The 12,475-nt window shown below is 70.7% G+C and carries 9 protein-coding genes and 1 pseudogene; 4 read left to right on the top strand and 6 right to left on the bottom strand.

Annotation, left to right across the window (positions count from 1 at the left end; all coding sequences use genetic code 11):
- The first annotated feature begins 53 nt into the window (after positions 1-53).
- Positions 54-1,895: a M48 family metalloprotease gene (locus IT306_09075; protein ID MCC7368562.1), complete on the top strand. Its 1,842-nt coding sequence runs from the start codon at positions 54-56 to the stop codon at positions 1,893-1,895.
- 40 nt (positions 1,896-1,935) lie between these two features.
- Complete coding sequence (locus IT306_09070) at positions 1,936-2,487, top strand: LemA family protein (protein MCC7368561.1); 552 nt, start codon at positions 1,936-1,938, stop codon at positions 2,485-2,487.
- A gap of 371 nt (positions 2,488-2,858) precedes the next feature.
- Here IT306_09070 and IT306_09065 read toward each other — a convergent pair whose 3' ends face one another.
- From IT306_09065 to IT306_09045, 5 genes and pseudogenes are all read right to left on the bottom strand, one after another.
- Complete coding sequence (locus tag IT306_09065) at positions 2,859-4,463, bottom strand: HAMP domain-containing protein (protein MCC7368560.1); 1,605 nt, start codon at positions 4,461-4,463, stop codon at positions 2,859-2,861.
- A gap of 73 nt (positions 4,464-4,536) precedes the next feature.
- Positions 4,537-5,253: a response regulator transcription factor gene (locus IT306_09060; protein MCC7368559.1), complete on the bottom strand. Its 717-nt coding sequence runs from the start codon at positions 5,251-5,253 to the stop codon at positions 4,537-4,539.
- Between the two features lie 86 nt (positions 5,254-5,339).
- Positions 5,340-6,281 carry a hypothetical protein gene (locus tag IT306_09055; protein MCC7368558.1) on the bottom strand — a complete coding sequence of 314 codons (942 nt, stop codon included), beginning with the start codon at positions 6,279-6,281 and terminating at the stop codon, positions 5,340-5,342.
- A 985-nt stretch (positions 6,282-7,266) separates the two neighbouring features.
- Positions 7,267-7,440, bottom strand: a pseudogene (locus IT306_09050) (PspC domain-containing protein).
- 148 nt (positions 7,441-7,588) lie between these two features.
- Positions 7,589-8,311: an HAD family hydrolase gene (locus tag IT306_09045; protein ID MCC7368557.1), complete on the bottom strand. Its 723-nt coding sequence runs from the start codon at positions 8,309-8,311 to the stop codon at positions 7,589-7,591.
- A 190-nt stretch (positions 8,312-8,501) separates the two neighbouring features.
- Here IT306_09045 and IT306_09040 point away from each other — a divergent pair, with 190 nt between their 5' ends.
- Both IT306_09040 and IT306_09035 read left to right on the top strand, forming a co-directional pair.
- A complete protein-coding gene (locus IT306_09040; GenBank protein ID MCC7368556.1) occupies positions 8,502-8,978 on the top strand; it encodes an NUDIX hydrolase in 477 nt (158 codons plus the stop codon).
- 167 nt (positions 8,979-9,145) lie between these two features.
- Positions 9,146-10,219: an endonuclease/exonuclease/phosphatase family protein gene (locus IT306_09035; protein ID MCC7368555.1), complete on the top strand. Its 1,074-nt coding sequence runs from the start codon at positions 9,146-9,148 to the stop codon at positions 10,217-10,219.
- A gap of 548 nt (positions 10,220-10,767) precedes the next feature.
- Here IT306_09035 and IT306_09030 read toward each other — a convergent pair.
- A complete protein-coding gene (locus tag IT306_09030; GenBank protein ID MCC7368554.1) occupies positions 10,768-12,465 on the bottom strand; it encodes a hypothetical protein in 1,698 nt (565 codons plus the stop codon).
- Positions 12,466-12,475 lie beyond the last annotated feature (10 nt).

The following is a 12,475-nucleotide window of genomic DNA, read 5'->3' as shown; positions in this document are numbered from 1 at the left end:
CGACCGACGCGGCGCAGCAGAGTTCCTACTGGTGAGAGGGGTGCAGCGCACTCGTGACTGACGATCAGGCGCCCACGCCGAAGCCGTTCCCGGCCGATCCCCGCCTGCGCGAGCGTCGCCCCGGCCCGACGCAGCCGCTGCCGGTCCCGCCGGGGCCGACCTCGCCCGGCTCGATCCCGCCACCGCCGCAGTCCCGGGCCGAGGCTGGCGCCGGCCCGCGCGCCTGGGGGCAGGTCGCCGGGCCAGCCGACCGCACCAGCTTCTTTGCTGAGCAGGCCCGCCACCGCCGCGCGACGTGGCGGCTGTCCGTCGCCTCGTCTCTGTCGGTGGTGCTGGCGGGCCTGCCGCTGTCGCTCGTGGTGACGCCCATCGTCTTCCTGGCCGCCATCCTGCTGGCGAAGCTGATCAGCCTGGTCGGGCTGCTGCCGGCCAACGTGCCGGAGTCGTTCCGCTTCGTGGCCTGGACGATTGGCCGCCTGATGGATGCCATCGACGTGGCGGACAAGGGGCCGATCCCGCCGCTGCTGCTGTTCCAGGCCGGCCTGGGGGTCGTGTCGCTGCTGCTGCCGGGCGTCCTGGTCATGCTGGTGTTCTGGCTGCTGTTGCGCCGCCTCTTCTCCGGGGCGGGCGTCGGCGGGCTGGTGCTGGGGCTGGGCGCTCGCCATCCGAACCCCGGCGACCTGGAAGAGCGGCAGCTGGTGAACGTCGTCGAGGAGATGGCGATTGCCGCTGGCCTGCCGGCCCCACGGGTCATGCTGCTGGACGGCCAGATCGCCAACGCGGCGGTGGTTGGGTCGTCGCCGGCGGACGCGGTGATCGTGGTGTCGCGGCGGCTGCTGGACGAGATGGACCGCGACGAGACCCAGGGCGTCCTGGCGCAGCTTGTCGCCTCGATTGGCAACGGCGACCTGGGCGTCGCCCTCTCGATGGTGACGGTCTTCCGGACGTTCGGGCTGGTGAACGTGCTGCTGGATGCGCCGATCAGCACCTCGGCCCGGGCGACGCTCTGGCAGCTGTTCCGCGTGCTGACGGACAAGGCCGGCCGCGAGGCCGACGCACGCGCCGCTGAGGCTGCCCGACTGCTCGGCTCCCGCGTCTCGATGGTCGAGATGGAGGATGTCGATCTCGTCCTGGGAAGCGAGGAGCAGAAGTCCCGCGCACCGCGCGGCATTCGGGGCCTGCTGCTGAAGGTGCGCATTTTCGGCCTCTTCCCGATCTGGGCTGCCGCCGGCCTGGCGAAGACGGCCCTCATGATGATGGTCCTCGGGCTGCTCAGCCCGATGCTGGCCTGGACGTGGCGGACCCGCCGCTTCCTGGCCGACGCGACCGCCGTGCAGCTCACGCGGAACCCGGACGGCATCGCCCGGGGGCTTCAGGGCTTGCTGGCGCGCGGCGGCGGCATCAGGGGCGGCGCCTGGGCGGACCACCTCTTCGTGGTGGGCGGGGCGGTCACGGATCGGCACCGCGTCAACCAGGAGGTCGTGCAGGAGCTGCAAGCAGAGGTCGAGCGGGAGAGTGTGGGCAAGTCGGGCGCGGAGCGGGTGGCCGCCCGCCTGCGCGCGGGCCACAAGTATCGCCAGCGGCTTGAGGCCGAGGCCGACCAGACCACGCCGGACGAGTCAGAGATCGGGCAACTGGGCTGGCTGTCCATGCATCCGCCGCTGGCGAGCCGCCTGAAGCGGCTCCAGAAGATGGGCGCACACGTCGATCCTGAGGCGTTCGAGGGCAGCTGGACCAGCAAGCTGCAGCTGGTGATGCTGGCGATCTTCAGCCCGTTGTTCCTGCTCATCGCCTTCCTGATGGGCGTGGTGGTGGTCCTCTGCACCGGGCTGATTCTCGTGTTCATGATGATCCCGATGGCGATCGTGTACGCCATCTTCGAGTGGCTGTTCTAGCAAGAGAGAGGAGACGCCGATGCTGGGGGCATTGCTGGGGATGGTCGGGCTGCTGGTGATCGTGGTGGCGATTGTCGCGGCGATGGCGGTGATGATCTACAACGGGCTGGTGGGCGGCCGGAACCGGGTCCAGAATGCGTGGTCGCAGATCGACGTGCAGCTCAAGCGGCGGCACGACCTGATCCCCAACCTCGTCAACGCCGTCAAGGGGTACATGCAGCACGAGCGCGACATTCTGGAGCGGGTGACCCAGGCCCGGGCGAACGCCATCGCGGCCGGCAACGACGTGGCCGCCCGCGCCGACGCCGAGAACCAGTTGACGGGGGCGCTGCGCTCGCTGTTCGCGGTGGCCGAAGCGTACCCGCAGCTCCGCGCCAACGAGAACATGCTGGCGCTCCAGGAAGAGCTGACCTCGACGGAGAACCGCGTCGCGTTCTCGCGGCAGGCCTACAACGACGCGGTGATGGAGTACAACACGTCCCAGCAGACCTTCCCGGCGGTGCTGTTCGCGGCCAGCCTGGGCTTCCGGCCCGCCGACCCGTTCGCCATCGAGAACGGGGCCGAGCGGGCGGCGCCGACGGTCTCCTTCTGAAACGTCATGGCATCCTGAACGGCCCGAGCCCCTTCGGCTGGCTCAGTGAGTGACGTACAGAGCGTTGTCCTGGGGCTCCCATGTCATGTTGAGCGAAGCGAACACCTCACCCGCTGACCGTCAGCGCTCAGTAGCAGATCTGTCATCCTGAACGAGCGAGCTTGCGAGCGATGTGAAGGATCTCACCAACTGACCGTCAACGCTTGCGTCAGCGGGTGAGGTCCTTCGCTGCGCTCAGGATGACATGGGGAGTTGCGCTCTTTGCACAACTGGACGGCGGCCCGTGAGGGCCTCCTCAACAGTGGAGGTGAGGGCCTCCTCAACACTGGGGGTGAGGGCCTCCAAAACACGGCGCGGTCAGCCGTCCAGCGTCAGCGAAGGGCTGCTGCGCCGACCGGCTCCCGCATGGCGGCCTCGGCGTCGGCCGGCGGCGCACTGTGCGCTGGCAGGCGCAGCGTGAAGGTCGTTCCCCGCCCCAGCTCCGTCTGCACCTCGATGCGCCCCCGGTGCTGCTCCGCGATCCACTGGGCGATGGAGAGGCCCAGCCCCGTCCCACGCGCCGTGCCGGTGTCGCGGTGGCGGGCGTGGTCCGCCCGGTAGAACCGCTCGAACAGGTGCGGCACGTCGTCTGGGCCGATGCCGACGCCGTTGTCCTGCACGCCGATCAGCACCTCGCTGCCCTCGCGGGTGACCATCAGGCGGATCAGCCCGCCGTCCGGGGTGTACTGGATGGCGTTGTCCGCCAGCACCAGCAGCAGCTCTTTCAGGTAGTCGTGGTTCCCCAGGACCGCCGCGCGCTCGACCGGGTCGGCGATGACGGTGTGCTCGTGGGACATCGCCATCAGGCGGGCCTGCCGGTAGACCTCCTGGATCAGCCGGTCAACCTCGATGACCTCGTTGCGCTCGACCCGCAGGCCGGAGTCCACCCGTGCGAGCGTCAGGAGATCGCCGACCAGCCGGCTGAGCCGCTCGATCTCGGCCAGGGCATCGGCCATCGCCTCGTCGCGGTCGGCCGGGGGCAGATCGTCGCCGGCCCGCTGGAGCAGCTCGAGGTTGGTGCGGATGGTGGAGAGCGGTGTCCGCAGCTCGTGCGAGGCGTCCGCCACGAAGCGCCGTTGCGAGGCGAGCGTGTGCTCCTGCTCCTGGTACGCCTCCTGGAGCTGATGGAGCATCTGGTTGAACGTCAGCGCCAGCCGGGTGACCTCGTCCCGCGAGGCCCGCACCGTGCGCGGCACATCGACCCGCCGCCCGAAATCGCGCGATTCGCCGATGGAGCGGGCGTCCCGGGTGAGCCGTCCGATCGGGCTGAGGGCTGCGCGCGCCAGGATGTAGCCGGCCACCGTCACGAAGCAGAGGCTGACCGAGCCGATGCCGATGAGCACCAGCCGCAGCCGGGCCAGGGTGACCTCGACGTCCCGCAGGGTGCGGGTGACCTGGATCACGCCGGCGATGTTGCCGTCGAGCCGCGACAGCTCCAGGGGCGCGTAGTAGATGCGGACCGGCACCCGGTCGATGATCGCCGTGGTGTAGCTCGGGGTGCCGGCCAGCGCCAGCTCGACGTTCGGACGGTCGATGGGGACGGCGCGGTCCCGCAGGTTCTCGGACTGGACGTGGACGCGGCCATCCACGTTCAGCACCTGGACGGTCATGCCGGGCGAGGTGAAGGCATCCAGGTTCGGAAAGCGAATGTAGACGTTGACGCGCGGCTGGCTGATCTCTCGACGTAAGTCGAGATCGATGGTGCCGCTCAGCTCGCGCACTTGATTGCGGAGGCTGTCGTCGATCTCCGACTCCAGGTAGTGTTCCAGCGACAGGTACACCACTACGGCTGCCACCGAGAGCGTCATCCCGACGATGGCCATGTACAGCAGGGCGATGCGCCAGCGCAACGGCACCGGCGGATGGAGCGCGTAGCGAATGCCGAGCCGCAAGACCCGCCGTATGAGCGATCGTTGTGGACGCGGCTGATCGGACATCGGCTCCTCAGCAGGGCTGGCGGGTGCGTGGGCGTGGGCGGTCATCGGCTGTGGCGCTCGGGTGGCACGGCGGTCACTCGCGGAGCACGTAGCCGGCGTGCCGGACCGTGTGGATCAGGCGCGGCTCGCTGCTGGCTTCGAGCTTGCCCCGTAACTGTCCGACGTAGACCGGCACGAGGTTCGATTCGCCCTCGAAGTCGTAGCCCCAGACCTGTTCCAGAATGTAGGTGTGTGGCAGCACCCGGCGCGGGTGTCGCATGAACAGGTGGAGCAGGTCGTACTCCTTGGCCGTCAGCCGGATCACCCGCTCGCCGCGCCGCGCCTCACGCGCGCCGGTGTCGAGCATCAGATCTGCGAACCGCAGCACGGCCGGCGCGGCCTGGGCCGCCGCCTCTGGCTCGCGCCGGCGCAGGCGCGCCCGGACCCGCGCCAACAGCTCCTGAATCGCGAACGGCTTGACGAGGTAGTCGTCCGCGCCGGCCTCCAGGCCGGCCACCTTGTCCTCGATCTGGTCCCGCGCCGAGAGCATCAGCACCGGCACGCCGCCGGCCGCATGGACCCGCCGCGCGATCTCCAGCCCGTCCAGCCCCGGCAGCATCACGTCCAGGATGATCAGGTCCGGTGACTCGTCGCGGGCAAGCTGCAAGCCCTCAGGGCCGCTGGTGGCCGTCAGGACGCGGTAGCCCTCGTAGGCCAGCACGCGCCGCACGGACGAGACGAGCCGGTCGTCGTCGTCCACCACCAGCACGGTGGCCGGTCCCTCGCGATCTGCCTGTGCCGAGACGCTCATCTCTGCCTGACCCATCCGGCGGAGTGTCGGCGCGACTGCTCGCCGCCGAGTGACGGGCGCGGACGCCATGGCGGCGCGCCCTGGGGTCATTGTACGGTCAGGCGAGAGGCGCCTACCGCTATTCGGAGATTGACGCGCTCGGTGGCGGTGGCGTAGTTCGGCGAGACGTACTCGTCGCCCTGGCGCGGGAAGCGCCGCTCGTCGATCTCGATGCGGTTCGGGCCGCCGTCCACCGAGATCCGCGCCGCCACGTTCGGCGGCACGATCACCTCGATGCGCGCCGCACCGCCCTCGATGGAGGCGTTGGTCTGGCCCTGGGCCGGCAGCGTGATCCTGGCCTGACTCGCGCCGGTCTCGATGGCCAGGTTGGGAACGCGCAGGCTTTCGAGGTTGACGTTCAACTCGCTGATGGCGGCCTCGATACGAAGATCCGTGGGGACGGTCGGCGAGAGCCGCAGCTGGAACCGCCCCAGGTCGAAATGGCGATCGCCGTCGTCGGGTGCGATCCGGATGGTGTGGCGGTCGTTGCGGACCGTCGCGCGGGCGTCGAAGCGGATGTTCTGGTGGCCGGAGACCAGCCCGTCCACCAGCACCGTGTCGCGCAGGTCGGCTGGCAGCGGCCCGACGTCGAGCGCGCCCGCGCCATACTCCATCTCGACGGCGGCGGTCGCTGCGCCCTCCAGCGGCTGGCTGAATGCCTGGGTCAGCGGGGCGTTGCTCGGGCGGGTGGCCTCGTGCCAGTACGACGCGAAGTCGATGGCCGACACGCCGATCCCCAGCACCGGGATCAGGACGACCAGCAGCACCAGCATGCCCCAGGCGACCCGCCCGGTGGCGAGCGCCTCCAACCCCAACAGGATCAGCAGGACCGGCCAGTACTGCCAGATGTCTCGCCAGACGGACCAGGGCAGGATCTGGAGGTTGTTCAGCAGCAGGACGATGCCGGCGCCGAGCAGCACGAGCGGCCCGACAAGGTGCCGCCGGCCGCTGCGCCGCTGCTCGGACCCCCAGGCCTCGTGCCTAGCCACGCCGCCCCCGCCCGAACAGCAGCCAGGCGCCCGCGCCGACCAGCAGCAGCGGCATCAGGTACTGCATCTTCACCCACCACAGCAGCCCGAGGTTGTTCCCGAGGATCATCAGGCCGATCAGGATCAGGAGCGCGCCGGCCCAGTGCTGCCGTCGCCGCCTCCGCTCCGAGGGCGGTGCGCCCACGAACGGCGCGCCGGTGGACGGGCCGCCGCTGTACGACGAGCCGCCAGCCGGCCCCCAGCCAGGGCCGCCGGCTGGCCCACCAAACGGACCACTCGCTGGCCCGCCGGCTGGCCCGCCGAAGGGTGGCCCGAACGGCGGCGTGCCCGGCCCCTGCCCGAACGGCGCGCCGAAGGGCGGCATGCCGCCTGGGGGTGTGCCGCCTGGGGGTGTCCCGCCTGGGGGTGTCCCGGGGCCGAACGGGGCACCGGTACCCGTGCCTGCCCCCATACCTGCCCCCGTGCCTGCACCCAGGCCCGAGCCGGACCCCGGGCCATGTGGAGGGCTGCTCGGCGGTCCGGCCGGTGGGTCGATCTCCAGCGGCGTGTCGTCAGCCGGCGCGACGCTGTCGGATGGCGTGCTGCCGATCCGCGGGCCGCTGGCGCCAGCCGACCCGGCCGGGACCGGCTCGCCTCCCGCGGGCTGACTCATGGGGCGGTCGGCGGTGGCCGTCTGGCCGGGTGCATCGCTGGCTGGGGGTGGGGTGGTCGCAGCGCCGGGGACACGCGCGGAGGTGGAATCGCCGGTCATGGAAGCATCCTTGCTCGTGGTAAACGGCGTTGCGCCGGACGGCGCGCCGCCGGGTCCGTAGCCTGCTGGCCCGTAGCTGCCGTGGTAGCCCGTCACGTCGGGCTCGCCGCGCGGGGCCGGGCCGCCCGTCTGCGCGTCTGAGCGCGGCGGATCGACGAAGTCGCGGATGCGGCCGGTCAGATCGTCAACGTCGCGCTTGAACGTGTCCATCCGCGACGTGTCGCCCCCCTCGAACGGCACGACGATCCAGAGGACGATGTACGCCAGGATGCCGGCGCCGGAGATGAACGTCGTGACGACAAACAGCAGACGAATCAGGACGGGATCGACGTCGAAATACTCGCCGAGCCCGCCGCACACCCCTGCGAGCATTTTCTGCGAGCGGCTGCGGTAGAGCCGGCTCGGCACATGGGCGGCCATGGGGTTTCCTCCCTGAGATGCGAGCGGACTCGCCGCTCACCAGTGGGACGGGTGGCACGGCGGGATTGTTGCAGCCCGGCCGCGCGAATCTCCTGACCCACGGTCGCGCACGGCTGCGCGGCGCATGATGCCGCGCCTACCCACCAGGCCGAGTCCGCCAGGCCGGGTGTTCTTCATCGAGCAGGGCGGGCAGCTCCAGCAAGCTCTGAATCTCCGCGTTCGGCACGATGCCCGCCGTGTTCGGGATGCCCTCCCGGTTGAGCCAGATGCCGCGAATGCCGACGGCTTGCGCGCCGGCCACGTCGTGCGTCAACGAATCGCCCACGTGCAGAACGGCGGCCGGCTCGCAGGCTGCCGCTTCCAGCGCCGCGTCGAATAGCTGCCGGTGCGGCTTGGGCCGCCCGTACTGATCGGCGAACAACGCGAAGCGAAATCGGCCGGCCAGCCCGCAGCGGTTCGGGTCGGTGTTGCCGTTGCTGATGATGCCGAGCGTCAGGTGGGACAGGGCGTCGAGCGCCGCCACCGTGTCGTCGTAGAGGCGCGTAGCGGCGACACGCTGCTCCAGGTAGAGCGCGTTCAACTCGGCTGCCAGCGCCCGATCTGGAGCGCCGATGAGTTCCAGGGTGCGCTCGAACGCCGCCAGTCTGATCTCGATCAACGTCGCGCCGCGCGCCTCCATCTCGACGGCTGTGTCGTCGCGAATCGCCATCAGCCGCTCGACCGTCAGCCAGGAGGGGCAGTCCGGCCGCTGGTGGCGCAGCGCGTCGAGCACGGCGGCCTGCGCCTGCCGCATCGCCTGCTCGAAATCCCAGAGGGTGCCGTCCGCATCGAAGGTGACTGCCTGAATCATCGTCATCATGTCCGGTGTGCTCTTTCTGCCGACGCGCCGTCTCGCACTCGATTTCACTGCCTGCTATCCTGTCCGCCAGCCTGCGCGCCTGTGCATGAAATGGGTAGTCGTGCAGAATCGATATGGCAGGTGCTGGTCAGACACGATGTTGTGCGGTATCGTGAGGATGCGGTCCATTTCGGTAGGGAGTGGTCAGCAGATGTCAGTGCCGACAGCGGCGCCAACAGACCATCTCGCGTATCGTTTTCCCGTGTCGGTGAAGGGTGTGATTCTGCGGGGCCGACAGGTGCTGCTCCTGAAGAACGGGCGCGACGAGTGGGAGCTGCCGGGCGGCAAGCTGGAGCCTGACGAGGAGCCGCGCGCCTGTCTGCGCCGCGAGATCGAGGAGGAGTTGGGGCTGACGGTTTCCGTGCAGTCCATTATCGACACCTGGGTGTACCGCATCATCCCGGGCATCGACGTGCTGATCGTGACGTACGGCTGCCAGGCCGATCCAGCCGCCACGCCGCGCCACAGCGAGGAGCACAAGGCCTGGGGCCTGTTCGATCTTGACGATCTGGACGCGCTCCCGCTGCCGCCCGGTTACGCTGCCTCGATCCGCTCCTGGGCCGTCGCTGCGCCGCCGTCTCGTACCCGCCCGGCCGGCGTGATCTGGAGCTGCCGCACCGCACGCTGAGCGCCCGATGCCGCCCCCCACCCCTGCCTGGCCGACCCCTGTGCGTTGTCGCCTACGCGATTGTGCGCAGGCCGTGCATCCCGGCATCCACTACGCTGGCCTTATCGAGTGGACGCGCACGGTTCAGCTCTGCGCCGGCGCTGGCGGCGCACACCCCTGGAGGTCAGATGACGACGCCGCTGACCGTCATGACCTGGAACGTCGAGAACCTGTTTCCGCCCGGCTACCCGATCAGCCCCAGCAGGCAGGTGACCGCCGAGGCGTTCGATGCGAAGCTCATGTACCTCACAGAGCAGATCCGCGCGGTGCAGCCGGACGTGGTTGCCCTGCAGGAGCTTGGCGGCGCGTCCGACGCCGACGACAGCGCGTTCATGGCGCTGGCCGGCCGCCTTGCCGACATCCTGCCGCAGCCGGCGCTGTCCGCCCATCCGGACAGCCGGCCCACTGGCGGCGGCATCCGGGTCGGGTTCCTGTCGCGGCTGCCGATCCTGGCGACGGCCGAGGTGGTCGATTTTGCGCCGGGCGAGCTGGCCGCGGTGCCGGGCTTCGGGTCCGCGCAGCCGAGCCGCCGGCTCTCGCGGGGCGCGCTGTGCATCGAGGTCGAGCCGGCGCCTGGGCTGCGGGTCCACCTGATCTCGGCGCACCTGAAGTCGAAGCTGATCACCTACCCGCCGGCTCCGGGCGGGCATCAGGCGCGCTTCGACACGAACGACGAGGACGAGCGGGCGCGCGGCACGGGGCTGGCGCTCCTGCGGCGCACCGCCGAGGCTGTGGCGCTGCGGGTTCACGTCAACGCCGTGCTCCAGGCTGCCGACGCGCCGCAGGTCGTGCTGCTCGGCGACCTCAACGACGAGCCGCTGGCCGCCACCACCCAGCTCCTGCTCGGGCCGGCCGACAGCGACGTGACCTCGCCGGACCGGCGGGACGGCGTCCGCCTCTACAACCTGTGCGACACGATCCCCCTGAAGGGGTCTCGCCCGACGGACGTCAAGGAGTTCCTGGCGCCTGACCGTCGCTACTCACGCCTCTACGAGGGACGCGGCGAGCTGATCGACCACATCCTGGTCAGCCGGGGGCTGCTCGGCACGCCGGAGCAGAATCGGCAGGGGCAGTGGGCGGTGACCGAGGTGACGAGTCTGGTCGAGAGCATCCAGGGGGAGAGTGTCGGCAACAACCCGACGACGCGTGTGGACGAGTCACACCCCGACCATGCGCCCATCGTTGCGCGGTTCGCCCTGTAGTCTGCCGCCCTACGAGTCTGCAGCCGCCAGCAGCCCGTGCTCCACCACCCACACCGCCACCTGCGCTCGCGACCGACACTCCGGCCGGCGCAGGATGTGCGCGACGTGGTGCTCGCCGCGCCTCGCATCGGCGCCAGCTCCCGGGCGATCTGGGCGTCGGAGTAGCCACGGGCGATGCGCACGGCCACCGTGCGCTGCCGGTGGGGGGCCGCGACTGCGCTGGCCGCAGTGCAGGATGCTGCGGGGCACCCCTGCCGGTGGGTCAGGCGCGCGAGGTCCGCCTGCAGGTTGCCCGAGCTGCCGCGATGGCCTGTGCCTCTTCGGCATACCTGCGAGGGCGGCTGTCGGCGTCGTCCTCGATGTCCAGGCCCCAACCTGCGCCATCCTGTCGCGTGCGATCGGCGCAGGCGACCGGCCCAGGCCATCCGCCGTACCGAGGCAGGACACTCCCGAGAGCCGGCAGCGCGTTGCGTGTCCCGCGCACCGCGGCCGGCCTCGCAGCCATCGTCTGGCGGGGCCGTCCGTCGCCGACTCGCCAGGCAAGACCCTCACGCCCGTGGCTTGAGGTTCTCCCGGCGCAGGTTCAGGATGCCGGTGCCGTAGGGCCGAAAGTCGACGGTGTTGGCGATGCCGTACAGGCGGCGCGGCTGCACCACCGGGATCCACGGCAGCTGCTCCAGGCCGATCTCGTTCATGCGCCGGTAGTTCCGCAGCCGCAGCTCCCGATCCAGCGACGAGCGGGCCTCGGCCCCGAGTTGCTGCCACTCGGGGTGCTGCCACTGCTCCGGCGCGCCGCCAGGGCCGAGCAGCCGGACCATCATGCTGTCAGGGTCCAGCAGCGGGCTGGCGGGATCGGCCCAGAACAGCCCCTTGAACGAGGCGTCGCGCAGACGGGCGGCCCGCTGCTCGGCGGTGATGACCTCGACGCGGCTGTTGATCCCCACGGCTCGCCACATCCCGTCGATCAGGCTGGCCATCTCGCGGTCACCCGTCAGGTAGCCGTCCGTCGTCTCCAGGGTGACCGGCTCGCCAGCGTAGCCGGCCGCCTGCAACCGCTGCCGCGCCCGACCCTGGTGGTACTCCAGCGGCGGCAGCGTGGCGTCAAACCCGAAATCGCCCTGGGCGATCAGCCCGTTCGGGACGACGCCCTGCTCGCGATGGACGGTCTTGATGAGCGTCTCGCGGTCGATGGCGAGCGACAACGCCTGCCTGACGAGCGGCCGGTCGAGCGGCGCGACGCGGACGTTGACGGCCAGTACGTGCAGCCCGTTCACGAGCACGCCGTCGACGCGGGCACGGTTGCTGCGTTGCACCGCGTCGAGCTGCTGGGCCGGCAACTGCAGGGCCAGGCCGACCTCGCCGGCGACCAGCCCGGCCGCGCGGGCCGCGCCATCCGCCCGGCCGCGCACCACGATCTGCGAGAACTGCGGCGCACCGCCCCAGTACCCGTCGAAGCGTCCCAGCACGAGATGGTCGTCGCGGGTCCACTGCAGGAACCGGTATGGCCCGGTCCCGATGGGCCGGCGGGCGAACTCGTCAGGGCCGACGCGCTGCAGGTACGCCTTCGGGACGATCTGCCCGCCAAATGAGGCCAGCCGCGCCGGCAGCAGCGGGTCTGGCTGGCGTGTCACGAACGCCACCGTCAGCGGATCGGGCGACTCGATGCGGTCGACCGTCGAGAAGAGCGCCGTCACCGCCGTCTTCGCCGAGGCGTCCAGGGTACGCTCGATGGAGAATCTGACGTCGGCCGAGGTGAGCGTCGAGCCATCGTGGAAGGGCACGTTCGGGCGCAGCCGCAGCTCCCACCGCCGATCTTGCACCTTCCACTCGGTCGCCAGCAGCGGACGGATGACGCTTTGATCCTCGTTGCGGAAGGTGAGGGTGTCGAACAGGGCAAACGAGGCAGTGGCGTCGGCGGGGAGCGTCGAGCGGTGCGGATCGAGGGTGGTCGGCTCGGCGTCCTGCAGGATGACCAGCTCGCGCGGCGCGCCGACGCTCGGCGTCGCGGTTGGCGCGGGGGCCGTCGGGACCACCGCCGGCGTACCGTTGGCGGCCGGCGTTGCCGCGCGGGTGGGACGTACGTCTCCGGCTGGAACTGCCGTCGGCAGGACGGTGGACACCAGGGTCGGCTGGCCCTTGGCAGCCGGACGGGCGGCGCTCCCGCTGCTGCCGCCGACGCCGCTCCCGCAGGCGGCGAGCAAGCCGGCGCTCAGCACGCCACCGGCCACCGCCGAGAGGGACAGCAAGACGCGCCGC

It is taken from the genome of Chloroflexota bacterium (assembly GCA_020850535.1).
Lineage (GTDB): Bacteria > Chloroflexota > UBA6077 > UBA6077 > JACCZL01 > JADZEM01.
The sequence above is the reverse complement of the archived record's forward strand: the minus strand, read 5'-3'. Positions and strand labels throughout refer to the sequence as shown.

Excerpts from the sequence above, each read along its gene's own strand:
- IT306_09065 (MCC7368560.1), bottom strand. The coding sequence starts at position 4,463 with ATGTCCGATCAGCCGCGTCCACAACGATCGCTCATACGGCGGGTCTTG.
- IT306_09035 (MCC7368555.1), top strand. The coding sequence starts at position 9,146 with ATGACGACGCCGCTGACCGTCATGACCTGGAACGTCGAGAACCTGTTT.
- IT306_09045 (MCC7368557.1), bottom strand. The coding sequence starts at position 8,311 with ATGATGACGATGATTCAGGCAGTCACCTTCGATGCGGACGGCACCCTC.
- IT306_09060 (MCC7368559.1), bottom strand. The coding sequence starts at position 5,253 with ATGAGCGTCTCGGCACAGGCAGATCGCGAGGGACCGGCCACCGTGCTG.
- IT306_09070 (MCC7368561.1), top strand. The coding sequence starts at position 1,936 with ATGGTCGGGCTGCTGGTGATCGTGGTGGCGATTGTCGCGGCGATGGCG.
- IT306_09040 (MCC7368556.1), top strand. The coding sequence starts at position 8,502 with ATGTCAGTGCCGACAGCGGCGCCAACAGACCATCTCGCGTATCGTTTT.